The organism is Terrabacter sp. Ter38 (assembly GCF_024519435.1).
Taxonomy (GTDB): Bacteria; Actinomycetota; Actinomycetes; order Actinomycetales; family Dermatophilaceae; genus Terrabacter.
In genome coordinates this window covers 333,750-359,572 of sequence record NZ_JALJRZ010000002.1, presented here as the reverse complement: position 1 = coordinate 359,572, position 25,823 = coordinate 333,750, and the positions used below count along the sequence as shown (strand labels likewise).

The following is a 25,823-nucleotide window of genomic DNA, read 5'->3' as shown; positions in this document are numbered from 1 at the left end:
GGAGCAGAGCCGGCAGATACCGGATCCGCCTGGTGTTGGGGGAGATCCCGTCGCTCCCACCGGGCGCTTACGCCGTGGACACGTGACGACGAGGGCCAAGACGGCACGAAGGGCCCCGACCTGATCGGTCGGGGCCCTTCGTCGGCACGCGTGCGCGAGGGGGGATTTGAACCCCCACGCCCTTTCGGACACTGGCACCTGAAGCCAGCGCGTCTGCCATTCCGCCACTCGCGCGTGACAAGCAGACAGTGTGCTGTATGAGGCCCGCTATCGCCAAACCGGGGCGGGTAGCGGTTCTACGGGAGGGCCGGGGCGTCCGCGTCGGGGACGTTCACGTCCTCCGACGAGCGTCGCCGGTCCGCCGGACCGCGCGCTTCGGCATACCCCTGCCGGTGACGGCCGCCGCCGGGGTCACCGAGCGACAGGGTCGCGAGAAGACCGAGCACGAGGAAGCCTGCAGCGGTGAACGCGGCATACCTCGTCGCGTCGGAGAAGGCCTGCTCCGCGACCGGGGCGGCCGCGGCCGTGCGGGGGTCGGCGGCCAGGGCAGGGATCGCGCCGCCCGCACTCTCGACGACCGCGTCGACGACGACCGTCCGGCTCGCCTCGGGCACCCCCAGGTCGGCGAGGCCCGAGTCGAGACGCGCCCCGGCGGTCGTGAAGAGCACCGTGCCGAGGATGGCGATGCCCAGTGCCGAGCCGACCTGGCGCGCCGTCGACTGCAACCCCGAGCCCTCGCCGCTGCGCTCGACCGGCACGTCGACGAGGACGACGCCGGTCAGCTGAGCCGTCGCGAGGCCGACGCCGAACCCGTAGACGAAGAGGCAAGGCGCCACGGCCACCCACGAGGTCGTGGGTCCGATGACGAGGCCGAGCCCGGCGATGCCGGCGATCTCGGCGACGATGCCGATCCGCACGATCGCCGCAGCCGTGAGCCGGGAGCTGAGCACGGTGACGAGACCACTGGCCGTGAAGGACCCGATGGCGAGCGCGAGCAGGACGAGCCCGGTCTGGAAGGCGGTGTAGCCGAGCACGTTCTGGAGCCAGAGCGGCAGGGACAGCACGATGCCGAACTCGCCGAGGCTGACGATCATCGCGGCGATGTTGCCGTTGCGGAAGGAACGGATGCCGAAGAGGTCGAAACGGAAGAGGGTCGGGCGTCCGGCCGCCGTGCGGCGCAGGGTGCGCACGACGAAGACCGTCCCCGCGACGAGCGTCACCGCGAAGGCGACGGCCACGGGAGACAGCCCCCTGGTCCACGTCCAGGGACCGACCTCGAAGGGCTTCGTCAGGCTCCACCAGCCGTAGGTCCGTCCCTCGATGAGCCCGAAGGCCAGCGTCGCGAAGGTGACCGCCGACAGCAGCGCTCCCACGACGTCGATCGCCTCACGTCGGCCGGACCTCGACTCGTCGACGAAGAGCAGCACCCCCGCGACGATGAGCAGGCCGATGGGCAGGTTGATCCCGAACGCCCAGCGCCACGAGAACGACGTCGTGAGCCATCCGCCGAGCAGCGGCCCGACCGCCACCATGCCGCCGATGGTCGAGCCCCACACCGCGAAGGCGATGCCTCGCTCGCGGCCGGTGAAGCCGGCGTTGATGAGCGAGAGGGTCGTCGGCAGGATCATGGCGCCGCCGAAGCCCTGGAGGATCCGGGCGCCGATGAGCGCCCCACCCGAGTCGACGACGGCCGCCAGGACCGAGGCCGCGACGAAGACGACGACACCGATGAGGAGCATCCGGCGTCGTCCGATACGGTCGGCCACGGCGCCCCAGATGAGCAGGGTGGCCGCGAAGACGAGGGTGTAGGACTCCTGGACCCACTGGACCTGCGACGACGTGAGTCCCAGGTCGTCGACGATGTGGGGCACGGCGACGTTGACGATGGTGGAGTCGACGATGATGAGCGCGACCGCGAGGCTGATCGCGACGAGGCCGAACCATCGGCGCCGTTCCCCACCTCGTGCTGTGCTCGACCCATCCGTCGTCATGTCCGCCTCCAAAGTCTTTAGATCACCTGAACATATGAAAGCAGTAGGATTGAGCCATGGCAATCCCACCTCCGGAGCGCACCGACCGCACCGAGCGCACTCAGAGCACTGAGAGCACTGAGAGCACTGAGAGCACTGAGAGCACCGAGAGCACCGAGAGCACCGAGAGCACCGAGAGCACCGAGAGCACCGAGAGCCTGGAGAGCCCTGGACGACGAGCCCACGAGCCCGAGACCTGGGCGCTGCGCGCCCTCGGGGCCGCCGCGGCGGAGGCCAGCGGCGCCCTGGCCCGGCGGATGAAGATGCACCCCACCGACCTGTCGGCGATGAGCCACGTCGCCGCCTCGGACGGAAGGCTCGGTCCACGGGAGCTGAGCTCCCGGCTCGGCATCACACCCGCCGCCATGACCGACGTCGTCGACCGGCTCGAGGCCGCCGGCCACCTGCTGCGCGAGCGCGACACCGCGGACCGCAGGCGGGTGCGCCTCGTGCCCACCGACTCCGCCGCCACCGAGGTCCGAGGTCAGCTTCGCACCCTTCTCGACGGGCTCGACGCGCTGACCGCCGAGTTCACGCCCGCAGAGCGAGACGCCATCCACCGCTACCTGCAGGCCGCGACGGAGGCCTACCACCGGTTCGCGACCGACGACGGCTGAGGAACGCCTGACGGACCGCCTGATGGTGCTGCAAAAGGTGGGGTGATCAGGCCACCGGACGCCGTCTCATCGGGCAGGTCAGCTCCACGGTCCGGTGCGGACGATCACGACCGATCGCGTGCGCCCCCGTGCGGCACCCCGAGGAGGTATGCCGCGTCGGCGAACCCGCCGCCGAGCACCCCGGGCGGACGGCTCGGGTCGCGCTGCTCGACGCCCGCGGCATACGCCTCCGCGTCGTCCTGGGGGTCGAAGCCGATCGCGAGACCGGGCGCCAGGTCGATCCGGCGCCGCGTGTTGCGCGAGACGCCCCACACGACGTGGTGGCCTCCGGCCGCCGTCGTCAGCGTCGCGAGCACCAGCCGCGCCATGTCGTCGGGGGAGAGCCACGACTGGAGCGAGCGCGGCCCACCCGGCTCGTCGTCGAAGGTCATGATCCGGGCGCTGACGACCGTCATCGCGAACCGGCCGGCATACAACCCACCGAGGGCCTCGAGCGCCGCCTTGCTGACGCCGTAGTACGTGTCGGGCGCCGGCAGCGGCATCCCCTCGGCGGCAACCGGCGAGTCCACCGGGACGTAGCCGGCCGCATGCACCGAGCTCGCGAGGAGCAGCCTCGTCACCCCCGCGCGCTGCGCCGCCTCACACACGGCGTGCGTGCCGTCGATGTTGACGGCGAGGATGTCGGCCCAGGACCGCTCGTCGGAGTACGCGCCGAGGTGCACGACGAGGTCGGCGCCGGCGAACGCCGCCGCCTGGCCGTCGACGTCGCGCAGGTCGCACTCCACGGCCCGCTCCGCCGCGGCGTCGACGTCGCAGACGGCGACCCCGAGGCCGTCGCAGAGGACGAGCCGGTGTCCGGCGGCGCGCAGCCGTGGGCGCAGCGCCGTCGCGATGCGCCCGGCGGCTCCGGTCAGCGCGATGAGAGCCACGTCAGCAGTCTCCCCGACCGGGACGCAAGCGTCAGAGGCCGTCGACGACGACGGCAGCCATCTCCATGCACGACTGGTGCGTCTTGGGGCTGATCTTCAGCGGGTCGAGGTGCAGACCCGGAGCGAGCATCGGGTCGTAGGGGATGTCGACGACCGCGCGCACCCACTGCTCGAAGTGCTCGCGGGTGTGGACCCCGGCGCCGACGTCGTTGCCCTTGGCCGACGTGTGCGAGATGACGCAGACGGCGTTGCGCACGAGGTCCCCCCGGCCCATCGCGACGAGCGCGTCGAGGTTCTTGGCCGCGACGACCGACGTGTCGTCCTTGAGCGAGGTGGCGAAGACGAGCATGTCCGCGCGTGCGGCGGCGGCCAGCCAGTTCGGCGACAGTCGGTTGTTGCCGGTGTCGACGACGATCATCCGGTAGAAGCGCGAGAGCTGGGTGTGGAGGTCCTCGAACTCCTGCTCCCCGATGATCCGCATCGCCTCGTCGTCGTCGGCCGATGCGAGCACGTCGAACGACAGGCCCCGCTGCTCGCGGACCCAGTGCTCGAGCTCCGACGTGCCGGCGTTGGGGTCGTTGGCGATCGTCGGCAGGGCACCGAGCAGGTCGACGACCGTGCGGTGGTGGCTCTGCGACGGCGCACGCATGCCGAGGGTGCCCTCGGTCTCGTTGTTGTCCCACGCGAGCACCGAGCCCGAGCGGTAGCGGCCGAGGTAGCTCGCGAGCATCAGCGTGACGAGGGTCTTGCCGCCGCCACCCTTGGTGTTGATGACCATGATCGTCTTGCGGCCGTTGAGCGGGCGGGCGATGCGGTCGATGCGGTCGCGCTCGAGCATCTCCTTGACGCTCGGGCCGAGGCCGAACGCCTTGCGCAGTCCGGAGTTGGCCTTGACCTTCTGGCGCTCGCCCTTCGACCGGGCCGTGATGAGGTCCTCGGCGCTGGGGCGGTCGGAGTTGCCGGTGCGCGGCGCGGGGGTCAGGTCGTAGGACGGTCCCGCGGGGGTCTCGACGTCGGGGCCGAGCTCGGCGGCCGCGGCGGCCACGTCGGGGTCGACGGCGGGCTGGGCGGCATACGCCTGCTGCGCCGCCGTGGGGTCGGTCGACGCCGCAGCCGAGGGACCGGGCACGGTGCCTGCCGCGTAGTCCGCGAGGCTCGCTCCGGCGGGGGTCCACCCGGTGTAGGTGGCCTCGGGCTCGTCGCTGCTCGCAGCCGGCCACTCGGCGGTGCCGCGATCGGAGGGCTGCCAGTCGGTCCACGAGTTCGTCGCCCCGGAGGAGCCGGACGAGGCTGCGTCGCCCTGGGCCGAGCCGTTCTGGGCGTGGCCGTTGAGCTCGGGGGTGCCGCCGGTGGCGCTCGCACCGCCGTACTCATGGGAAGCGCTCCAGTCGTCGGACGCCGAGCCTGCGTCGCCGGCGGCGACGGTCGGGATGGCACCGGTGTCGCCGGACTGCCAGGAGGTGTCCTCCCACGTCGAGCTCCACGGGTCGGCCGGCGCCTGGTCGGGCTGGGCCGCGCCGGTGGTCGCCGTCGGGATGGGAAGGGCGAAACCACCCGGGATGGAGCTGTTCGCCGAGAAGCCGGGGATGCCCTGGCTCTCGGTGTTTCCGGTGTCGTCCTTGCTCATCGAGCGCTCCTTGCTGGCCTCACCACGTGCGGGATCCCGCCGCGGGACCCCGTGTGATCGTCCCATGCTTCCGTCGCACATCAAACCCGCCGACGGGGGCCCGGCGGGCCGAAACGGACGTTTCACGCCGCCCCGTGCCGACTGTCGGTTGGGGGCTCGGGGTGCTGACGCGGTTACGATGAAGCGCCCGACTGGAGCGCTCACCAAGGAGGAGGAGACGGCGTGGGAATCATCAACCGTGTCGAGCACGGTCTCGCCAAGGCTGTCCACGGTGCCTTCGCCAAGGCGTTCAAGTCCGAGGTGCAGCCCGTCGAGATCGCCTCGGCCATCCGCCGCGCCATGGACGACCGGGCGGCGCTGCTCGGCCACGGCCGGGCCATGGTGCCCAACCTCTACACGATCGAGCTCAGCCAGACCGACTACGAGCGGCTCGGCGACTACGAGGACGACCTGTCCGACGACCTCGTCGCCGCGGCGCAGGAGCACGCCGACTCGCAGGGCTACCAGCCCGGCGGCCCGCTCGAGGTCGCGCTCGTCGAGGGCGAGGGGCTCGAGACCGGCGTCTTCCGCGTGCGCCCCGCCACCGCCAAGCAGGCCGGGCGCGAGTCCGCCGCCCGCGAACCGGCACCCGTGGCACCGCGGCCGCAGACCACGAACGGCACGGCCATCGACGAGGCCCCGGCGCACCGTCCGGCACCCCGAAGCAACCCGTCCGCCCGTCCGTGGCTCGACATCGGAGGAGACCGCTACCCCCTCCTCGGCAGCCTCACGACGCTCGGCCGCGACGAGACCACCGACATCGTCATCGACGACCCCGGGGTGTCGCGCCGCCACAGCGAGATCCGCGTGACGACCGACGGTCCGCACCTCGTGACCTCGATCCGCGACCTCAACTCCACCAACGGCACCTTCGTCAACGGCGAGCGCGTCTCGAGCCAGCGGCTCCAGGACGGCGACCGTCTGACGATCGGCCGGACGTCCGCGACCTTCCGTGCTGGGCGCCGGTGAGCGCGATGACCCCCTTGGACGGCCCTCCGGCGATGACATCTGGTGACGCATGAGTGAACTCACCCTGACCCTGCTGCGGCTGGGTCTGCTCGCGCTGCTGTGGCTCTTCATCTTCAGCGTCGTCGGCGTGCTGCGCACCGACATCTACGGCACGGCGGTGAGCCGGCGCGGGCAGCGCAAGGCGCTCAAACAGGCGGCGAAGCAGGACAGCAAGGCCGCCCCGAGGCGTACGCCTTCCCCGGCTGCCGTCGGCGCCGGCGCGGCGGGTGCCGCCGCCGTCACCCCCGAAGCGCCCGCCCGCAAGGGTCGCCGCGGCAAGGGCAGCCCGACGACCCTCGTCGTCACCGAGGGCCCCCTGACCGGCACGTCACTCCCGCTGCGCAGCGGAGGCATCCTCATCGGGCGCAACCCCGAGTGCGCCCTCGTCCTCGACGACGACTACGCCTCCGGCCGGCACTGCCGCATCCATCCCGACCCGTCGGGTCGCGACGGCTGGGTCGTCGAGGACCTCGGCTCGACCAACGGCACCTTCATCGGACGCGACCGGCTGACCGGGGCGCGACCGGTCGAGATCGGCACCACCCTGCGGATCGGCAAGACCGTCCTCGAACTGCGAGGCTGACCGGATGGCCATCGCCTTGCGCTATGCCGCGCGCTCCGACCTCGGCCTGGGACCCAAGTCCCGCAACGAGGACTCGGGGTATGCCGGGCCCAACCTGCTCGTGCTCGCCGACGGCATGGGCGGCCACGCCGCGGGCGACGTCGCCAGCTCGATGATCGTCGGCGAGCTCGCCCCGCTCGACGAGGAGGACGTCACCGCCGACCAGGCGATCCCGCTCCTCGAGGAGGCGCTCCACGCCGCGAACGCCAAACTCACCAAGGCGATGCGGGAGAACGCCGACCTGTCCGGCATGGGCAGCACGACCATCGTCATGCTGCGCACCGGCAACAAGCTCGCCATGGCGCACAGCGGCGACTCGCGGGCGTTCATGCTCCGCGGCGACACGTTCTCGCAGATCACGAAGGACCACTCCTTCGTCCAGCAGCTCATCGACGAGGGCCGCATCTCCAAGGAGGACGCCGGCCACCACCCGCAGCGCTCGGTCGTGACCCGGGTCATGACCGGCCAGCCCGACGACGAGCCCGACACCTCGCTGCGCGAGGCCAAGATCGGCGACCGCTTCCTGCTCTGCTCCGACGGCCTGTCCGACTTCGTCGGCGCCGACGTCATCGAGGAGATCCTCCGCGAGGCGCGTACGCCCGACCAGGCGGCCGACCGGTGCATCGAGGTCGCGCTCAAGGCCAGCACCCGTGACAACGTGACGGTCGTCGTCGCCGAGGTCGTCGACGCCGACGGTGACGACCTCCCCACCACCGTGCCCCAGGTCGTCGGCGCCGCCGGCAAGCGGATGCGGGGCCGCACCCGCGCCATCCCGACGAGCCCGGCCGAGAAGGCGGCCGCCCTGTCGCGCGAGGCCACGGGTCGCGCGGAGCCCGACGACGACTCCCTCGAGCTCGCCGAGGACCAGCCGCGCTCACGCCGGTCCACGATCGCGCTGCGCACCATCGGTGCCATCGTCGTCGCCGCCATCCTCGTCGGCGGCGGGTATGCCGCCTGGGCCTGGTCGCAGAAGCAGTACTACGTCGCGACCGACGGAACCCACGTCGCGATCTTCCGCGGCGTCTCCCAGGACCTCGGACCGATCAGCCTCTCCCACGTCGAGTCGCCGTCCGACGTGCTCGTCTCCGACCTCCCGAGCGACGTCCAGGCCTCCGTCGGCAACACGATCCCCGCCCGCGACCTCGCCGACGCGCTCGTCAAGGTCGCCGCGTTGCGCGGTGAGGCGGAGCGCTGCCAGCGCCTCGCCGCGACCGGCACGCCGTGCGGCACGTCGCCGACACCGACCCCGGTGCCCACGACGCCCCCGACGACACCGGGCCCGAGCCCGAGCCCGAGCCCGAGCCTGCCGGCCCCGCGGCCGGCGACGTCGCGCCCCAACCCGTCGATCACCACGCCGCCGGCCGTGGCCGGGTCCGCCGTTCGCCTCGTGGCACCCCCGGGGAGCCGCGCATGACGACGACCGTCGAGCCCCTGACTCCGCGCACGCGTCGCGGCGCCGAGCTGCTGCTCCTCATCCTCGCGATCGGCATCGTGCTGCTCGCCTGGGTCACGACCGACCTCAACCGCAACGGCACGGTGCCGGCCAACATCATCCCGATCGCGGGCGGCTTCACCGCGCTCGTGCTCACGGTCCACCTCGTGCTGCGCTGGAAGGCGGCCTACGCCGACCCCGTGCTCCTGCCGATCACGACCGTCCTCAACGGGCTCGGGCTCGTCATGATCCACCGTCTCGACCTCGCCCGCGGCAAGCTCGGGACGGACGGCGACGCCTACCGCCAGATCATCTGGACGACGCTCGCCGTGGCTCTCGCCGTGGCCGTCCTCTTCGTGCTGCGCGATCACCGCCTGCTCCGCCGCTACACCTACGTGACGATGGCCGTCGGCTTCGTGCTGCTCCTGCTGCCGCTCGTCCCCGGCATCGGCCGCACGATCAACGGCTCGCAGATCTGGATCTCGGTCGGCCCGCTCAACTTCCAGCCCGGCGAGTTCGCCAAGATCGCCCTTGCGATCTTCTTCGCCGGCTACCTCGTGCAGACCCGTGACGTGCTCTCCCTGGCCGGGAAGAAGGTCCTCGGGTTCACCTTCCCTCGCGGACGCGACCTCGGCCCGATCCTCGTCGCGTGGGTGCTCGCGCTGCTCGTCCTCGTCTTCCAGAAGGACCTCGGTTCGGCGCTGCTCTTCTTCGGACTCTTCGTCGCGATGCTCTATGTCGCCACCGAGCGCGTCTCGTGGATCGCCATCGGCCTGATGCTCTTCGCCGCGGCCGTCGCCTTCGCCCTGTCGGCCTTCACGCACTTCCAGAAGCGCGTCGACCTGTGGCTCGACCCGTTCTCGCCGGACAACCTCGAGCGGTCCAACCAGCTGGCCAACGGCCTGTGGGGCATGGCCTCGGGCGGTCTCACCGGCACCGGGCTCGGCGCGGGCCGGCCCTACCTGACGTCCTTCGCCGAGAGCGACTTCATCTTCCCGAGCCTCGGGGAGGAGCTCGGCCTCTTCGGGTCCGTCGCGATCATCGTGCTCTACCTCATCTTCTGCGAGCGCGGCATCCGCACGGCCCTCGGCGTGCGCGACGGCTTCGGCAAGCTGCTCGCCATCGGCCTGGCCTTCTCCGTCGCCTTCCAGCTCTTCATCGTCGTCGGCGGCGTCACGCGGGTCATCCCGCTGACCGGCCTCACGACGCCCTTCATGTCGCTCGGTGGCTCGTCCCTGCTCGCGAACTGGGTGATCATGGCGCTGCTGCTGCGCATCTCCGACCAGGCCCGTCGGCCGATGCCCGAGATCCCCGTGGGTGTCGCCGCCGACGAGCCGGCTCCCGCCGAGGTGACCCAGGTGGTGAGGCTGACGTGAACACGCCCATCCGCCGCCTGTCCGTGGTCATCGCCGCTCTCTTCACCGCCCTGCTCGTCGCGGCGACGATGGTGCAGTTCACCCAGGCGAAGACGCTCAACGCCATGGCGTCCAACAAGCGCACCCTGCTCGACACCTACTCCCGCGAGCGCGGGGCGATCATCGTCGGCGGCCAGGCCATCGCGAAGTCGGTGCCCGTCCAGGACCAGTACCGCTTCCTGCGCACCTACCCCCAGGACGAGCTGTACGCCCAGATGACCGGCTTCTACTCGTATGCCGTCGGGGCACCCTACGGACTCGAGCACGCCTCCGACGACCTGCTCTCGGGCGATGCCGACACCCTCTTCGTGCGGCGCGTCACCGACCTGATCACGGGCCGCAAGACCGCTGGCGCGACGCTCGAGCTGACGATCGACCCGAAGGCGCAGGCGGCGGCCGACAAGGCCCTCGGCGACAACAAGGGCGCCGTCGTGGCCCTCGACCCGAAGACCGGCGCGATCCTCGCGATGGTGAGCCACCCGTCCTACGACCCCAACCCGCTCTCGAGCCACGACCTCACCAAGGCCTCCAAGGCCTGGCAGACGCTGTCCAACGACAAGGACAAGTCCTACCTCAACCGCACCATCAACGGCGTCTACCCGCCCGGGTCGACCTTCAAGGTCATCACGGCGGCCGCCGCGCTCGAGAACGGCGTCGTCAGCGACGAGAACTCCTCCGTCCCCGGGCCGGCCGAGCTCGACCTGCCGCTGACGAGCACCAACCTGCCCAACGAGGACGGCCGCGCCTGCGGGCCGGGCGACAAGACGACGCTCATCCACGCGCTCGAGATCTCGTGCAACACGGCGTTCGGCTCCCTCGGACTCGAGCTCGGCGGCGAGAAGATCCGCGCCCAGGCCGCGAAGTTCGGCTTCGGTGACGCCCTCCAGATCCCGATGCGCGTCTCGGTGAGCTCGGTCCCGGCCGACCTCAACGCGCCGCAGGCCGCACAGGCCGCCATCGGGCAGTACGACGTGCGCACCACGCCGCTCCAGATGGCCATGGTCGCGGCCGGCATCGCCAACCAGGGCCGGGTCATGACGCCCTACCTCATCGACTCCGTGCGCAGCCCCAACCTCGACATCATCGAGTCGACGCCCGACCCGGTCGAGCTGTCGCAGGCGACGTCCGAGCAGACCGCCTCGACCCTGACCAAGATGATGGTCTCGGTCGTCGACCACGGCAGCGGCGCGCGGGCGCAGATCGACGGCGTCGAGGTCGCGGGCAAGACCGGTACCGCGCAGCACGACCCCGGCAAGCCCCCTCACGCGTGGTTCATCTCGTTCGCGCCGGCCACCGACGCCAAGATCGCCGTCGCCGTCGTCGTCGAGGACGGCGGCGTCACGGGCAGCGAGATCGGCGGTGGCCGCGTCGCCGCCCCGATCGCCCGCCAGGTCATGGAGGCGGTGCTCGGCCGATGACCCTCTCGACCGGTGCGACCCTCGGCGGCCGCTACACCCTCGGCTCGGCCATCGCCTCGGGCGGGATGGGCGACGTCTGGGAAGCCAGCGACGAGGTGCTCCAGCGTCCCGTCGCCGTCAAGGTGATGCGCCCGCAGGGGCCCGAGGACGACGCCTTCCTCGAGCGCTTCCGCGACGAGGCCCGGGGCAGTGCCTCGCTCCACCACCCCAACATCGCGTCCGTCTTCGACTACGGCGAGGAGGACGGCACGGCATACCTCGTCATGGAGCTCGTGCCCGGACGCACGCTCGGCGAGATCATCCGCGAGAACGACGGCGGTATGCCGGCCGAGGAGGTGCGCTCCCTGCTCGGCCAGGCGGCGCTGGCCCTGTCGGTGGCCCACGAGGCGGGCGTCGTGCACCGAGACGTCAAGCCGGCCAACATCATCGTCACGCCCGAGGGACAGGCGAAGCTCACCGACTTCGGGATCGCCCGGGTCGGCGACGGCTCGGGACACACCCTCACGGGCGAGGTGCTGGGCACCCCCGACTACATCAGCCCGGAGCAGGCTCTCGGCGAGCCGGCGACGGCCTCGAGCGACATCTACTCCCTCGGCGTCGTGGCTCACGAGATGATCACCGGCCGCAAGCCCTTCGACATGGGCTCACCCGTGGCGACGGCCATCGCGCAGGTCAACGACGCGCCGCCCGAGCTGCCCTCGACGGTCCCTGTCGACCTGCGGGAGGTCGTCGACGCGTGCCTCGCCAAGTCGGCGTCCGACCGCCCGGCCGACGCCCGCGCGGTGGCCGAAGCCGCCGGCGTGCCGCTCGCGTCCCTGCCCGGGGTCACGCCACCTCCAGCGGTGGCTGACGCCACGACGGTCATCCCGGCCGCCGACGCGGCCGCCACGGAAGCCTCGGCGGGACGTCGCTGGGCATGGCTGGCCGTCCCGACCGTCGCCCTCGTGGCGTGGGGAGCGTTCGCGCTCGGCAGCGTCCTGAACGCCGGCTCTGCGAGCCCCGAGGCCCGGTCGACGGCCCCGGCGACCCTCCCCCCCGCCACGTCGTCGACCCCGACCTCGACGCCGACCGCGAACGCCTCCCGGGCGACCACGACCGCCCCGAAGGCCACGCCGACCCGCACGGCGGCCAAGGCCACGGCTGCCACGAAGCAGACGAGCATCAAGCCGCAGCCCGCCCATGCCGGCAAGGGCAAGGGCAAGGGGAAGGGCAAGGCGAAGTGACATGACCGACCAGCCCGAACAGCGCGATCCAGGCGCCCGACGAGTGGACCAGGATGACCCAGCACCCGAACGAGCAGAGGCCAACGACGTGAGCACCGCACCCCGTGTCCTCGGCGGACGCTACGAGGTCGGCGAGCTCATCGGTCGGGGCGGCATGGCCGACGTGCACCTGGGCCACGACACGCGACTCGGTCGTCAGGTCGCGATCAAGATGCTGCGCTCCGACCTCGCCCGCGACGCGAACTTCCTCATGCGCTTCCGGCGCGAGGCGCAGTCGGCGGCCGGGCTCAACCACCCGGCGATCGTCGCGATCTTCGACTCGGGCGAGGACGACAGCGTCGTCGAGGGCCCCAACGGCACGCGGACGACCCTGCCCTACATCGTCATGGAGTACGTCGACGGCGAGACGCTGCGCCAGAAGCTGACCGACCAGCAGCAGCTCCAGCCGGCCGAGGCGATCCGTGTCACCGAGGGCATCCTCGACGCCCTCGCCTACAGCCACCGGATGGGCATCGTCCACCGCGACATCAAGCCGGCCAACGTCATGATCACGACCGGTGGTCACGTCAAGGTCATGGACTTCGGCATCGCGCGGGCGATCGCCGACACGGCCGCGACGATGACCCAGACCCAGTCGGTCGTCGGCACCGCGCAGTACCTCTCTCCCGAGCAGGCCCAGGGCCAGACGGTCGACGAGCGGTCCGACCTCTACTCCACCGGGTGCCTCCTGTTCGAGCTGCTCGCCGGCCGGCCGCCCTTCACCGGGGACTCGGCCGTCGCCATCGCCTACCAGCACGTCGGTGAGCTGCCCCAGCCGCCGAGCGTCTTCAACGACGCCGTCGCCGGTGACCTCGACGCCGTGACCCTGCACGCCCTCGCCAAGGACCGCGAGGCCCGCTACCAGGACGCCACGGCCTTCCGCGACGACCTCGAGAACGTCCGGCTCGGCCGCCAGATCAGCGCCGCGGCGCTCGGCACCGCGGCCGCCGTGGGGGCTGCGGCCACCCAGACGCTCCCGCAGGCGTATGCCGCACCGGGGACCCCGACCGCCGTGCAGGCCCCCGTCACGTCCAGGAGCGAGCGCTACGCGAACACCGCGAGCCTGCCCGCCGTCGGCCACGACGAGCTGGAGCAGGACGAACGGAAGGGCGGCACGGGCAAGGCGGTGCTCATCACCGGGCTCGTCATCGCCCTCCTCGCCCTCGTGGGCTGGGGCGGCGTGAAGTGGTTCGGCAACCAGACTCCGAGCGTGACGCTCGTCGCCGTGCCGACGGTCGAGGGCATGCAGGAGGACGTCGCCGTCCGCACCCTGGCGACGAACAACCTCCGCGGAGAGAAGTCGACGGCGGCGAGCACGACCGTCACCGAGGGCGAGGTCATCAGCCAGGACCCGAAGTCGGGGACGAGGGTCGCCGAGCTGTCGACCGTGAAGTACGTCGTTTCGACGGGGCCCGACAACCTCACCGTGCCCGATGTCACCGGGCGCAACAAGGACGAGGCTCGCGCTGATCTCGAAAAGGCCGGCCTCGTCGTCTCGGGCTTCCAGGAGGAGAACACCCCCGACCAGGACAAGAACAAGGTGACGAAGACCGAGCCGGCCGCCCAGTCCGTCGTCCCCAAGGGTTCGAAGATCAAGATCTTCTACGCCACCGGCAACGTCAAGGTGCCCGACAACCTCGTCGGCCAGGACTGGGCCCTCGCCGCCGTCGCGCTGCAGAACGCCGGGCTCAACCCGGTCAAGGAAACCGTGGACTCCGACAAGAACCCCGACGAGGTGCTCTCCGTCGACCGGGCCGGCGACGTCGTCAAGATCGGCACCCAGATCACGGTCAAGGTCGCGCGCACCCCGAGCCAGACGGCGACCGTCACGGTGACGCCCCCGCCGCCCAGCACGACGACGACGGCCCCGGGGACCACGACCCCGCCGCCGACCCCCTAGCGGTCAGCACCCGGCATCCGACGAAGGGCCCCTCCCGAGCGGGAGGGGCCCTTCGTCACAGGTGGTGCCGTATGCCGGGTCGAGCGTCGCGTCAGACGGCGGCGGTCACGAGGGGGCTGAGCCCCACCGAACGCTGCACGGCGCCGGTGTCGCCGCAGAGCGCGAGGAAGTTCGCGAGCATCCGGTGGCCGCCCTCGGTCAGGACGCTCTCGGGGTGGAACTGCACCCCGTGCAACGGCAGGTCGCGGTGGCGGACCGCCATGACGAGGCCCGAGTCGGTGCTGCCGGTGGCGAGGAGCTCGTCGGGCAGGGTCGCGGGGTCGATGGTCAACGAGTGGTAGCGGGTGGCGGTGAAGGGGCTCGGCAGTCCCTCGAGGACCCCGGTGCCGTCGTGGTGCACGAGCGACGTCTTGCCGTGGAGCAGCTCCGGTGCCCGCCCGACGACCGCACCGGCCACGACGCCGAGCGCCTGGTGCCCGAGGCACACGCCGAACATCGGCTTCGCGATGCGGGCGCACTCGCGGATCATGTCCATCGACACCCCGGCATCCTCCGGAGTGCCCGGCCCGGGAGAGACGAGCACGCCGTCGTAGGCAGCGGCGTCGGTCGCCGCCACGGCGTCGTTGCGCACGACGGTGCACTCCGCGCCGAGCTGCTCGAGGTAGCCGACGATCGTGTAGACGAAGCTGTCGTAGTTGTCGACGACGAGGATGCGGGTGGGGCTGGTCATGCGGGGGCCTCAGAGGGGTGGTGGGGCGCGCTCAGCGGATCGGTGACGCGTACTGGAAGTCGACCGAGCCCGAGTATGCCGGGAACTCGATCGAGTTGTGGGTGTGCAAGGCGTAGCCGAGACCGACGGCGTCGACGTACTGCTTGTAGATGTTGACGGAGGCGTCGGCGTCGAGCCCCTGCTGCATGCGGTCGACGTCGCCGATGGCGGTGATCCGGTAGGGCGGCGCGTAGACGCGGCCCTGCAGGATGAGGGTGTTGCCGACGCAGCGGACGGCGCTCGTCGAGATGACCCGCTGGTCCTGGATCATCATCGCCTCGGCTCCGGACGTCCAGAGCGCGTTGACGACGGCCTGGACGTCCTGCTGGTGCACGACGATGTCGTCGGCGGTGAAGCCGTCGGGCAGGGAGTCCGCGGTGCGCTTCGCGTCGTCCAGGGTCACCTCGAGCGCGGCGCCCCGGACCTTCGTCGTCGCGGCCGGCGCGGCGAGCTCGTCGGCCGCGCGGGTCAGGCTCGAGAGGTGCTCGTCGGTGGGCGCGTTCGTCTTCGACAGCGCCTGGACCTCCTTCTGGAGCCCGTCGAGGACGCTGGCCTTCTCGGCGACGCGCGAGTCACCCTGCATGATCAGCTGCGGCAGGTCGCGGTCGGCGCGGAGGTCCCGACCCTGCGCGGTCTGGAAGCTCATCGCGAACATCACGCCGGCGGAGGCCATCACGACCGGGACGACCAGCCCCCACGTCAGACGGGGTCGACGACGGGAGGGCACGGGGGACGCTGCCACGTCACCGGCGTCGCCGGCGTCGCCCGCCGTCGCCGGTTCGGGCTGTTCGGGCGGCTCGGCCTGCACGCGCGGCCCAGGCTGCTCGGCGTCCGTCATGACTCGTGTCCTCGCTCGCGCGGACCCTCCGCGCCGCCTCCATTGTGCCTCGTCACGGGGCGTGGACCGACCGGAGGCAGGGCGCGTAGGGGGAGAGCTCGCTGGTCTGGGTGCCTCCGCGGAGGCACGAGAGCTCGACGGCGGCCGCGGCCGGCGAGGGCGCTCGCAGCTGCGCGTCGTCCCTGTTCGCTCCGGGACCCGACATCGGGCTGGTCATCACGTCGTCCCCTGATCTGCTGTCCGTGACTGCCAGCATGGCCGGTTCCCGGCTCAGGTCAACTCGATGAGCGCACCCCGCGCTGCAGGTTCGTGCAACCGGGGAAGCGCAGACGCGACACGCGGGCCCGCGCCTGTCATCCTCGACCGGTCACCGGGGTGTGGACCGGCGGCGGGCGGGGCGCAGACAGGGGGCGCATCCGCCCGAACGCCGTCGACACCGGTGCCACCCGTCGGGGTGCCCCTCGAGACGTTCTCGAGGGGCACCGCCGAGCAGGGGAGCACGGGACCGGTCGGTACGTCCGAGGGCAGCCCCCCGATCCACCGGGCCGGCACGCCCGCGCGGGGACGCCGAGCGCGTCATTGGTTACCCTTGCCTCAACTCAGAGCAAGGAGAACGCAGTGCCCGAGTCCAAAGGCCGCGACCACAAGGCGGCGGCATACACCCCGCCCCGCACGAGCAAGGCCGCCGAGCCCAACCCCACCTGGTGGGCGCCCGTCTTCATCACGCTGCTCGTCCTCGGGCTGCTGTGGATCGTCGTCTACTACGTGACCGAGTACAAGTACCCCATCGGGTCAATCGGGGTCTGGAACCTCGGCATCGGCTTCGTCCTGCTCATGGGCGGCTTCATCATGACCATGCGGTGGCGCTGAGCCCCACCGAGCCCCGCAGCCACCCGCACCCCCCACACACTCGAGAGGGCCGCTCCTGTCATTCACGACGGAGCGGCCCTTGTGCCCACACCCCACCGAGCGCCGGCTGTCCACACCTGTGGACAGCCGGCGTACGGCTTTCACGTCCACAGCTGTGGATGACGGCCGTGCACAACCTCCAGCGCGGATCGCGCGACTTGTCCACACCGTTGTCCCCAGCTGGGGATGAATGACATGTGTGTAACTACATCCACAGGTTTATCCACAGCCGGTGGACAACTTTCCGACTCCTCGACGGTGGAGGGCTCGACCTCCGTCAGACCCGGGGGAGCCCCAGCATGTCGACGACCCGCTCGGCCGTCGCCCGGGCGTCGCCGTGCGCGTTGTCCAGGCGCAGGTGACGGTGACCCGGCAGCAGCTGCTCCCCGTCCCGCGCGGGGTCGGTGTTGAGGCGGGCCCGGGACTCGAGCTCGATGACGTGGGAGCGGGCCCACTCGACGTCGCGCTTGCTGCGCTTGTGGTCCATCCGGTCGGTGCCACCCTCGCGGGCCAGCCGCACGTCCTGGGGTGCGTAGAGCTCGACGACGTCGATGGGCGCGCCGGCTCGCTCGACCGGCTCGACGAGCTCGTGCAGCTGCGCGAGGTCGCCGGGATGCTCGAGGTCGATGGCGAAGGTGAAGACGAGGCCGGGCAGGTCGGCGACGACCGACTCGGCGATGACCTCGCGGCGGATCAGGCCGTTGATCCGCTGGAACGAGGGTGTGCCGAAGTCGTAGACGCCGAGCAGCGGCTCGATCGACATGTGGTTGTGGAAGAGCCGGAAGCCCGTCAGCTCGCAGACGGCGCGGCCCACCGTCATCTTGCCGACGGCCGGCGGGCCGGTGACGCAGACGAGGTGCACGGGGTCCTCAGCCGAAGATGCTGAGCTCGCGGATGGCCTCGGGCACCGTGAGGTACTTGACGACGGTGATCGCGACGAGCAGCACGAGGACAGCGCTGAGCGCGGCCCACACGAGATGGCGGACGCCCTGTCGTCGGAAGACGACGATGACGCCGGCGCAGACGACACCGGTGACGAGGCCGCCGAGGTGGGCTTGCCAGGAGATGCCCGGGTAGAAGAAGCCGAAGGCCGCGTTGATGGCGATCGTCGCGTACATCGCCGCCGAGGAGCGTCCGAGGTGCCGGTTGAGCACGAGGAGGGCGCCGAAGAGTCCGAAGATCGCGCCGGACGCCCCGACGACCGGGGTGAGCCACGCGTCGTCGAGGCCGGCCCGCAGGCCCGGGATCGTCGGCGAGCCCGCGAGGAGCGTCACGGCGACCTGCCCGCCGATGCCGCTGATGAGGTAGAGCGCCGCGAACCGGGCCCGACCGAGCATCGGCTCGAGGTACTGCCCGAGGCTCCACAGCGCGAACATGTTGAGCAGGATGTGAAAGATCGTCGAGGGCGAGTGCAGGAAGGCCGCGGTGACGAAGCGCCACGGCTCGGTCCACCCGACGACCGGCGCGAACGCGAAGTTCGCCGTGACGCTCGGGTTGGCCCGCTGCGCGAGGTAGGCGACGGCGCAGACCGCGATGATCGTGTAGGTGACGACGGGCGTGCCGTCGGTCGCCCGCCCGCCGAAGACGGTGCGCGCGCTCGGCGCCGTGCGGGCGGCCTCACGGACGCAGTCGACGCACTGGATGCCGACGGCGGCCGGGCGCTGGCACTCGGGGCAGGCCGGCCGGCCGCAGCGCTGGCAGCGGACGTAGGCCTCCCGGTCGGGGTGGCGCGGGCACACGGACGGACCGGCAGCGGGCTGCGGGACCCCCGGCTCGAGCGGGGGCTGACCCTGCTGGCCGCTGGGTGGGTTGTCAGACAACGGTGGTCCCCCTGCCGGTCACGTCCGTGGGCGGTGGTTCGGGTGATGCTGGTGAAGCTGTCGTGCGGTGGTGCGGGGCTCAGTCCTCGATGGTGACCGAGTTGATGACGACGTCCTCGACGGGCTTGTCGTTGGCACCGGTGGCAACGGCGCCGATCGCGTCGACGACGTCGCGGGACGCCTGGTCGGCGACCTCACCGAAGATCGTGTGCTTGCCCTGGAGCCAGGTCGTCGCAGCGGTCGTGATGAAGAACTGCGAGCCGTTCGTGCCCTTGCCCATGCGCTTGCCGGCGTTGGCCATCGCGAGGATGTAGGGCTTGGTGAAGTCCTTGTCGGGGCTGATCTCGTCGTCGAACGCGTAGCCGGGACCACCGAAGCCCTGACCGATCGGGCAGCCGCCCTGGATCATGAAGTTCGGGATGATGCGGTGGAAGATCAGGCCGTCGTAGAACGGGGTCGGGTTGGTCCGGCCCGCGTCGTCCTTGTACTCCTTCTCGCCCTTGGCGAGACCGACGAAGTTCTCCACGGTCTTCGGGGCCTGGTGCTCGAAGAGGTCGATGACGATGTCACCGCGGTTCGTGTGCAGGGTTGCCTTCATGGGCCCAATCCTCGCACGACCGAGCACGTATGCCGTCCGGGCGGGTATGCCGCAGCAGTGGCGGAACGCTGGGGCTGGACCCACCGTTGGCCTAGGAGAAGGATCATCCTCACAGCAGTCGAGGACGCGACCCGATGACAGCCGGCTCGGAGCCGGCGCAGGACGGAGTGCCGATGTCGTTCATGGACAAGCTGAAGAAGAAGGCCGAGGAGCTCGACCTCGAGACCAAGGCCAAGCAGCTGCAGGACGCCGCCACGCAGGCGGCAAAGCAGGCGCGTGAGAAGGCGGGCGACTACGCCGCCCAGAACCGCGAGAAGATCGACGGCTACGTCGAGACCGCCACGACGAAGATCGACGAGAAGACCGAGGGCAAGTACGCCGACAAGGTGGCCAAGGTCAGGGAGCACGTCGACCGCGGCGTCGACAAGGTCGCCGAGGGCCACACCTCGGGACCGTCGACCGCCACGGGCGCTGCCGCTGCGGCGGGAGCCACGGACGTGACGGGCGGCGAGACCTTCCCGGTCGATCCCGACGCCCCGGCTCCGGTGTCGGCCAGCCCGCTCGAGGCCCCGGCCCCGATCGACCGTCCGACGCCGGTCGACGATCTCGGCTTCGACGCCGCCGCGGGTGACGTGCCGGTCCCGATCCGCGAGGCGCTCGCCGACACGACCCTCGAGGACACCGTCCTCGGTCTCGACCACCCGCCGACGGCGCCGGCCGCGCACCCGGGCGCGCCGGCTCCCGAGGACGCCGACGCCGCCCCGCACGTGCCCCGACCGCCGCACGACGCCACGAGCTGACCGGAGGGTGTCACGGCATACGCGATCGGCATCGGCGACGATGCAGTCCAGGCCCGGGAGGCAACCGTGCGCTGCGTGGCCGAAGTTGGCAGGATGGGTAAGGACGAGTGGACTTAGGAGGACGTATGTTCCGAACCAAGCAGTCCCGCACAGAGGCTGCGGTTGACCAGGCACGCTCCGCAGCAGCCGATCTCGGCTCGGCGGCAGGTGACCGGCTCGGCACGCTGAAGGACAGCGCCGCTGACACCGCGAGCGATGCCACCGCGGCCGCCAAGGATCGCGCGTATGCCGCGAAGGAGGCGGCGACGCCGGCCGTCCAGGACGCCGCCGACGCAGCGCGTGAGCGGCTCGTGGCGGCCAAGCAGGCGGCGACGCCCGCGCTCCAGGACGCGGCCGACGCGACCCGTGACCGCTTCTACGACGCTGCGACCACGGCCAAGTACGCCGCGGGCGACGCGCTCCACGAGGCGGCCGACCGCGCCAAGCCGAAGGTGGAAGCCGCCCAGTCGACGCTCGTCGACACGGTGCTGCCCAAGGTCGGCGCGGCCATCGCCACCGCCGCAGCGGCCCTCGCGGCCGGTGCCGAGCAAGCTCGCGAGGCGGCCCAGCCGCACCTGGAGCAGGCGGCCGCCCAGGCCAAGGAGACGGCTGCGGTCGGTGGCCACCGCGCCCACGGCGCCTTCTACGTGCTCAAGGGTGACGCGGTCGCCAAGAAGCGTCGGAGCAGGGGGCGGTGGCTCATCGCCATCGGCCTGACCGCCGCCACCGTCGCCGCCGTCGCAGCCTTCCGCAAGCAGAAGCAGGCCGACGACCCGTGGGCCACGCCGCTCGACTCGCGCTCCGGCGCGGGCGCTGGCGGCTCGACGGCCTCGGCCCTGGCCTCCGACGCGGCGAAGCTCAAGGACAAGGCGGCCGAGCAGGTCGGCCAGGCCAAGGAGGCCGTCACCGACGCCGCGAGCAAGGCCAAGGTGAAGGGCTCGGAGCTCGCCGACGCCGCGAAGGACAAGGCCGGCGACCTCGCGGCCAAGGGCCAGGCCGCCATCGCCGACGCGAAGGACCGGTCCGGCGAGGCCGTCGACGACGCGACCGACGCGACCGACGCGACGAGCGACGCGGTGGACGAGCTGGCGGGCGCACCCGCGACCGCGGAGGGTGAGACCACGGCGGTCGACGCCGCGCCCGACTCCGACGCGATCACCTCCGAAGCGGTCGAGGGCGGCACGATCAACGGCGCCTCGACGAAGGCGTCCCCGCGGGGCTCGGCCAAGGCCAAGCTCGCGCAGGACAACGGCGACAGCACGACGTGACACCCGCCGGTGTCGGTCCCCTCGGGGTCCGGCACCGGACCGGAGGCACACAGAGAAGGACCCGGATGCCATGGGCATCCGGGTCCTTCTCTGCTTGAGCTGGCTCGCTCCGACAGGGGGACAGAGCGAGCCAGCACATGCAGAAGGGCTGGGCGCGGTTCGTGCGGGCCCAACCCTTCGCTGCTACCAGTCTAGACCCTGTCCGGCTGGTTGCGCGAGGGGCTCGATGAAGATTGCATCACATCAAGCGCGTCAGTTCGGTTCCTTCCACGCATCATGCCCGCGAGATCCGGCGTCCCTGAAGGGACCCGCGAGTTGCTGCACCACCGAGCATGGCACCAGAGCCGCGGTTGCGCCAGAGGAAGATCCCGTGGATCCGCTGTGGGCTCTCGGCCAGGACGGAGCTCGTCCCGGACTGTCTACCCGTTCGGCTCGGGCGTGGCGCAGCTGCGCGTCCAGGTCGACGACACGGACCTGCTGCGGCGCGTCCAGGTCGCGCCCGACAGCACCTTCACCAACCCGCGTCGGCGGACCCCACCGATGCGGCCGCACCGGACGCCGAGATCGTCGTCAAGCGGGACTACGCCGGCGGCGCGTCGAGCGTGACCGACACCGGCGCGGCATACGTCAACTCGACGACCAGGGCGCGCCTCACGGTCACGAAGTCCCCCATCACCCTCCGGCTGCAGGACGCGAGCGGCGCCGAGCTGATGCGCGCGACGGCGCCACTGGCGTGGAACGCGAGCGGCATGACGCAGACCCATGCCCAGCCGAAGCTGACGGCCAAGCACAGCGGGCTGTCGCTCGCCGTCGACGGCACCGGCAAGGTCCTCCAGGTCACCGACACCGGTGCGGCGACCCAGCGCTGGACGGCGACGGCCAACGAGCCGGCGCCGGGTCGGCCCCGGTTCGAGGTGATGCGCGCGTGGAAACGCGCCCGCGATGACCTCGAACCGGGCCTCGTCATGCAGCGATGACGCCGGCCCTCCTGCGGCGGACCAGGACCCGCAGCTCGGAGGCAGCCAGCACGAGCAGCGGGGCACCAGCGCAGACCAGCCACTGGGTGGTGCTCAGCGCGACGGTCTCGAGGAAGGTCTGCAGCGGCCCGAACACCGTGGTCAGCAGGAGCGTGACCACCGTCGCGGCGGTGCACCGGACGAGGGTCTTGTCGGCCAGGGTGTCGAGGCTGAAGACGGTGCGGGCCTCGTCCCTGGTGGCGAGGGAGAACACCAGGCAGGCCAACGAGAAGGTCACGACACCCATGGTCAGCGCGACGGGACGGCCGTAGGCGCTCTCGGCCCACGCGATGGTGGCCAAGGTGGCAGCGCCCATGAGGATGCCGATGGTGACGAGCCAGAGCATGGTCGGTCGGGACAGGATGGGTTCCTCCGGGTCGCGCGGGCGCCGCTCCATGAGTCCGGCACCCGGTTCGCCGTAGCCCAGGCCGATCGCCTGGAACAACATCGTCGTGAAGTTGATCCACAGCGTCTGCAGCGGGAGGAACGGGACCCCGCCGGCGATGTTGAGGATGGCCGCCCCGAGAAAGGAGACGATGAAGCCGAAGAGGCAGCCCATCTGGAACCGGATGTACTTCACGAGGTTGTCGTAGAGCCCCCGACCCAGCTCCACGGCCTTGACGATCGAGGAGAAGTTGTCGTCGGTGAGGACCATGACCGCCGCGTCCTTGGCGACCTCGGTGCCGGTGATCCCCATGGCGATGCCGATGTCCGCCTTCTTCAGGGCGGGCGCGTCGTTGACGCCGTCACCGGTCATCGCCACGATGTGTCCTTGTCGCTTCAGCAGGTCGACGAGTCTGACCTTGTCCTCAGGCGTCACCCGGGCGATGACCCCGACCTCGTCGATCCGGCCGAGGACCTGGTCGTCGTCGAGGCCGGCGAACTCGGCCCCCGTCATGACGCCCCCCTCGATGCCGAGCTGACGGGCGATGGCGCCGGCTGTCACGGCGTGGTCTCCCGTGATCATCCGTACCCTGATGCCGGCACCACGAGCCGACTCGATCGAGGCCTTCGCCGTGGGCCGGGGCGGGTCGACGATCCCGACCAGCGCCAACAGCTCGAGGCCGTCCGCCACGAGCGGGAGCAGGTCCGCGCCCGAGTCGAAGGTCGCGGCGTCGAAGTCCTTGCGTGCCGTGGCCAGCACGCGCAGGCCCTCCTGACCGAGGCGGGCGTTCTCGGCGAGGTAGAGGTCCCGGGCGTTCGCGTCGACCGGGACCGGGCCCGTGTCGGCGTCGTGGACGAAGGCGGCCCGCGCCAGCAGCTCGTCCGGGGCGCCCTTGACGAAGCACCGGACGACCCCAGTGCCGGACTCGTCGGTCATGAGGTGGAAGGTGGCCATCAACTTGTATGCCGCGTCGAACGGGAGCTCGGCGACGCGGGGGTAGGCCTGACGGGTGGACACGGCGTCCACTCCGCCCTTGGCGGCCAGCGCGACCAACGCACCTTCGGTGGGGTCACCGATGAGAGCTCCGCCGTCCAGGACCGCGTCGGAGGCGAGGACCATCGGCAGCAGGAACGGGTCCAGGCCGATCTCGGGCTGACCAGCGACCCTGGTGATCTGCCCCTGGGGTGAGTAGCCCGAGCCCTCGATGGAGTAGCGCCGACCGACCAGGGCCAACTGCACGGCCGTCATCTCGTTGAGGGTGAGCGTGCCGGTCTTGTCGGAGTTGATCGCGGAGGTGGACCCGAGGGTCTCGGTGGACTGCAGACGCTTCATGATCGCGCCGACCTTGGCCAGCGCCTGGGTGCCGTAGGCGAGGATGGTCGTGACCACGGCCGGCATGTTCTCGGGGAGCGCGCCGATGGCGAAGGCGACCGCGGCGTGGAAGATGGCCGTGAAGGTCTCGCCCCTCGCGAGGTTGATGACCACCGACACGAGGAGCGCCAGTCCAGCGATGAGGAAGATCTGGCGGGTCAGCGCATCGAGCTGGCGCGTGAGAGGGGTCTTGGTCTCCTCCGTCGACTGCAGCATGCCCGAGATGTGGCCGACCTCGGTGGACATCCCGGTGGCGACGACGACGAACACGCCGGAGCCTCGCGTGACGCTCGTGTTCATGTACACCATGTCGCTGCGGTCCCCGAGGGGCGTCTCCGGCTGGTCCACGGCTGCGGTGCCCTTCGAGACGGGCAGGCTCTCGCCCGTCAGAGCGGACTCGGCGACCTCCAGCGTCGCCGCACGGAGCAACCGCCCGTCCGCCGGAACGATGTCGCCCGCCTCGATCGCGACGATGTCTCCCGGCACCAGCTGCTCGGCGGGCAGCAGCGTCAGCTGCCCGTCCCGAGTGACCCTCGCCTTGATGATCATCATCTTCTGGAGTGCGGCGACCGCGGCGGCGGCCTTGCCCTCCTGACGTAGGCCGAGCACGGCGTTGAAGACGGTGAGCAGCAGCAGCAGGATGCCGGTCCCCACCTCCTTCAGGGGATACAGACTCCCGATCCCCGCCACGAGGAGGACGACCTGCATCGGGTCGGCGTACTGGCGCAGGAATGCATGCAGCCGCGTCTCCGACGTGCCGGCCGTGAACCGGTTGGGACCGAAGCGTCGGGTCCGGTCCTCCACCTCGGCGGAGGTCAGGCCGGCGGCCGAGTCGGCACCGATGCGCCGCAGCACCTCGTCGGCCCCGAGCACGTGCCATGCGGTCTCGTCGCGTGCCGGAGCCGCGTCCGACGGCTCTGTCCGGATCGGTGTGGCCACGATGCTCTCCTTCAGGCTGAGAACGACCGTCCCAGCCTCTCTCCGAGGTGGTGGAGATGGCACTCGTGCGGCCGTCGTGATGTCGGTGCAGGTGTGACGCTACGGAGGAGAAGCCACGAAGGGATCACCCCATCGGGGGGACCTCTGTCGAGCTCGTGCGTCCCACCGGCGGCAGGCGTTCTCACTCCGCGCGAGTGACCACGTCAGGTGGGGGCGACCGCGAGACTTGTCGTGTCGACACCCGACAGAGCGAGAGGGGACTCCCATGGCGCGCACCGCAGGACGAGCCGGAACCATCGGCATGATCATCGCGATCGTCGGGGTGATCTTCGCGGTGGCAGGTGTGGTCACGTGGATCGTCGTCGACAACCAGCTCGCTGCCGAGAAGATCACGGTTTCGGAGGACGCCGACTTCCTGGCCGGCCAGGACGTCACCGGGCCCTTCACCGCCTACGCCCAGGCGCAGGTGATCAACAAGCACGCCCTCGAGGCCACCGGCGGCAAGACCTACGCCGAGCTCGCCAAGGACGACCCTGCCCGGACGACGGCGATGCAGGCCTCGTTCCTGCGGGCCTCGCTCTTCACCTCGGTCGTGGCCTTCGGCGTGGCCGCCCTGGCCGTCGTCCTGGGCATCGTGCTCGTGCTGATGGGCGTGGCTCTCAGGTCGCTCGCCGCGACGCCCGCCCGAGAGCTCGCGGCGCCCTGAGCCACGGGGAGGCCTCTCGCTGCCCTGCCGCACCCGCCGAAAGCTCCGTATCGGTCGTGCCCTGCG

22 protein-coding genes and 1 tRNA gene are annotated in these 25,823 nt (G+C 71.2%); 13 read left to right on the top strand and 10 right to left on the bottom strand.

Features of this window, described 5'->3' with window-relative positions; translation table 11 throughout:
* Positions 1 to 151: 151 nt before the first annotated feature.
* Together NR112_RS06550 and NR112_RS06545 are read right to left on the bottom strand one after the other, a co-directional pair.
* Positions 152 to 234 (bottom strand) — tRNA-Leu (locus NR112_RS06550).
* A gap of 62 nt (positions 235 to 296) precedes the next feature.
* Positions 297 to 1,991, bottom strand: coding sequence for a DHA2 family efflux MFS transporter permease subunit (locus NR112_RS06545; protein ID WP_256793174.1), 1,695 nt, complete (start codon positions 1,989 to 1,991; stop codon positions 297 to 299).
* Between the two features lie 56 nt (positions 1,992 to 2,047).
* Here NR112_RS06545 and NR112_RS06540 point away from each other — a divergent pair, with 56 nt between their 5' ends.
* A complete protein-coding gene (locus NR112_RS06540; RefSeq protein ID WP_256793173.1) occupies positions 2,048 to 2,647 on the top strand; it encodes a MarR family winged helix-turn-helix transcriptional regulator in 600 nt (199 codons plus the stop codon).
* A gap of 104 nt (positions 2,648 to 2,751) precedes the next feature.
* Here NR112_RS06540 and NR112_RS06535 read toward each other — a convergent pair whose 3' ends face one another.
* Both NR112_RS06535 and NR112_RS06530 read right to left on the bottom strand, forming a co-directional pair.
* Positions 2,752 to 3,576, bottom strand: a complete 825-nt coding sequence (locus tag NR112_RS06535) for an NAD(P)-dependent oxidoreductase (RefSeq protein ID WP_256793172.1) — start codon at positions 3,574 to 3,576, stop codon at positions 2,752 to 2,754.
* Positions 3,577 to 3,607: 31 nt separating this feature from the next.
* Positions 3,608 to 5,203 (bottom strand): hypothetical protein, encoded by a 1,596-nt coding sequence (locus NR112_RS06530; RefSeq protein WP_256793171.1) that lies wholly within the window; start codon positions 5,201 to 5,203, stop codon positions 3,608 to 3,610.
* A gap of 222 nt (positions 5,204 to 5,425) precedes the next feature.
* On the opposite strand from NR112_RS06530, the gene NR112_RS06525 reads away from it, so the two are divergent.
* From NR112_RS06525 to pknB, 7 genes are all read left to right on the top strand, one after another.
* Positions 5,426 to 6,211, top strand: a complete 786-nt coding sequence (locus NR112_RS06525; RefSeq protein WP_256793170.1) for a DUF3662 and FHA domain-containing protein — start codon at positions 5,426 to 5,428, stop codon at positions 6,209 to 6,211.
* A gap of 49 nt (positions 6,212 to 6,260) precedes the next feature.
* Positions 6,261 to 6,833, top strand: a complete 573-nt coding sequence (locus NR112_RS06520; RefSeq protein WP_256793169.1) for an FHA domain-containing protein — start codon at positions 6,261 to 6,263, stop codon at positions 6,831 to 6,833.
* 4 nt (positions 6,834 to 6,837) lie between these two features.
* Entirely contained in the window at positions 6,838 to 8,286 is a 1,449-nt protein-coding gene (locus NR112_RS06515; RefSeq protein WP_256793168.1) for a PP2C family serine/threonine-protein phosphatase, read from the top strand.
* Entirely contained in the window at positions 8,283 to 9,680 is a 1,398-nt protein-coding gene (locus NR112_RS06510) for an FtsW/RodA/SpoVE family cell cycle protein (protein WP_256793167.1), read from the top strand. Before NR112_RS06515 ends, NR112_RS06510 begins: the two co-directional genes overlap by 4 nt.
* Positions 9,677 to 11,137 carry a penicillin-binding protein 2 gene (locus NR112_RS06505; RefSeq protein WP_256793166.1) on the top strand — a complete coding sequence of 487 codons (1,461 nt, stop codon included), beginning with the start codon at positions 9,677 to 9,679 and terminating at the stop codon, positions 11,135 to 11,137. Before NR112_RS06510 ends, NR112_RS06505 begins: the two co-directional genes overlap by 4 nt.
* A complete protein-coding gene (locus NR112_RS06500) occupies positions 11,134 to 12,360 on the top strand; it encodes a serine/threonine-protein kinase (protein WP_256793165.1) in 1,227 nt (408 codons plus the stop codon). Before NR112_RS06505 ends, NR112_RS06500 begins: the two co-directional genes overlap by 4 nt.
* Before the next feature lie 88 nt (positions 12,361 to 12,448).
* On the top strand, positions 12,449 to 14,299 hold the full coding sequence (pknB, locus tag NR112_RS06495; RefSeq protein WP_256793164.1) for a Stk1 family PASTA domain-containing Ser/Thr kinase: 1,851 nt from the start codon (positions 12,449 to 12,451) through the stop codon (positions 14,297 to 14,299).
* Positions 14,300 to 14,390: 91 nt separating this feature from the next.
* On the opposite strand, the gene NR112_RS06490 is transcribed toward pknB, so the two are convergent.
* Both NR112_RS06490 and NR112_RS06485 read right to left on the bottom strand, forming a co-directional pair.
* Positions 14,391 to 15,029 (bottom strand): aminodeoxychorismate/anthranilate synthase component II, encoded by a 639-nt coding sequence (locus NR112_RS06490; RefSeq protein WP_256793163.1) that lies wholly within the window; start codon positions 15,027 to 15,029, stop codon positions 14,391 to 14,393.
* Positions 15,030 to 15,060: 31 nt separating this feature from the next.
* Positions 15,061 to 15,906 (bottom strand): DUF881 domain-containing protein, encoded by an 846-nt coding sequence (locus tag NR112_RS06485; RefSeq protein WP_256793162.1) that lies wholly within the window; start codon positions 15,904 to 15,906, stop codon positions 15,061 to 15,063.
* 618 nt (positions 15,907 to 16,524) lie between these two features.
* On the opposite strand from NR112_RS06485, the gene NR112_RS06480 reads away from it, so the two are divergent.
* Positions 16,525 to 16,776 carry a cell division protein CrgA gene (locus tag NR112_RS06480; RefSeq protein WP_056780519.1) on the top strand — a complete coding sequence of 84 codons (252 nt, stop codon included), beginning with the start codon at positions 16,525 to 16,527 and terminating at the stop codon, positions 16,774 to 16,776.
* Positions 16,777 to 17,092: 316 nt separating this feature from the next.
* Here the strand turns inward: NR112_RS06480 and NR112_RS06475 are convergent, their stop codons facing one another.
* The 3 genes from NR112_RS06475 to NR112_RS06465 all read right to left on the bottom strand — a co-directional run bounded on the left by NR112_RS06475 (position 17,093) and on the right by NR112_RS06465 (position 19,233).
* On the bottom strand, positions 17,093 to 17,677 hold the full coding sequence (locus tag NR112_RS06475) for an AAA family ATPase (protein ID WP_256793161.1): 585 nt from the start codon (positions 17,675 to 17,677) through the stop codon (positions 17,093 to 17,095).
* 7 nt (positions 17,678 to 17,684) lie between these two features.
* Entirely contained in the window at positions 17,685 to 18,635 is a 951-nt protein-coding gene (locus NR112_RS06470) for a rhomboid family intramembrane serine protease (protein ID WP_256793160.1), read from the bottom strand.
* A gap of 79 nt (positions 18,636 to 18,714) precedes the next feature.
* Positions 18,715 to 19,233, bottom strand: a complete 519-nt coding sequence (locus NR112_RS06465) for a peptidylprolyl isomerase (RefSeq protein WP_020141595.1) — start codon at positions 19,231 to 19,233, stop codon at positions 18,715 to 18,717.
* 134 nt (positions 19,234 to 19,367) lie between these two features.
* Between NR112_RS06465 and NR112_RS06460 the strand changes: the two genes are divergently transcribed.
* The 3 genes from NR112_RS06460 to NR112_RS06450 all read left to right on the top strand — a co-directional run bounded on the left by NR112_RS06460 (position 19,368) and on the right by NR112_RS06450 (position 22,317).
* Positions 19,368 to 20,033: an antitoxin gene (locus NR112_RS06460; RefSeq protein WP_256793159.1), complete on the top strand. Its 666-nt coding sequence runs from the start codon at positions 19,368 to 19,370 to the stop codon at positions 20,031 to 20,033.
* 125 nt (positions 20,034 to 20,158) lie between these two features.
* Positions 20,159 to 21,340: a hypothetical protein gene (locus NR112_RS06455; RefSeq protein ID WP_256793158.1), complete on the top strand. Its 1,182-nt coding sequence runs from the start codon at positions 20,159 to 20,161 to the stop codon at positions 21,338 to 21,340.
* Between the two features lie 602 nt (positions 21,341 to 21,942).
* Complete coding sequence (locus NR112_RS06450) at positions 21,943 to 22,317, top strand: hypothetical protein (RefSeq protein ID WP_256793157.1); 375 nt, start codon at positions 21,943 to 21,945, stop codon at positions 22,315 to 22,317.
* On the opposite strand, the gene NR112_RS06445 is transcribed toward NR112_RS06450, so the two are convergent.
* The gene (locus tag NR112_RS06445) at positions 22,304 to 25,051 is read right to left on the bottom strand and encodes a cation-transporting P-type ATPase (protein WP_256793156.1); all 2,748 of its coding nucleotides are present in this window, start codon (positions 25,049 to 25,051) and stop codon (positions 22,304 to 22,306) included. The two genes, NR112_RS06450 and NR112_RS06445, sit on opposite strands and share 14 nt — an antisense overlap.
* Before the next feature lie 265 nt (positions 25,052 to 25,316).
* Here NR112_RS06445 and NR112_RS06440 point away from each other — a divergent pair, with 265 nt between their 5' ends.
* Positions 25,317 to 25,757, top strand: coding sequence for an aromatic ring-opening dioxygenase LigA (locus tag NR112_RS06440; RefSeq protein ID WP_256793155.1), 441 nt, complete (start codon positions 25,317 to 25,319; stop codon positions 25,755 to 25,757).
* Positions 25,758 to 25,823: the final 66 nt, after the last annotated feature.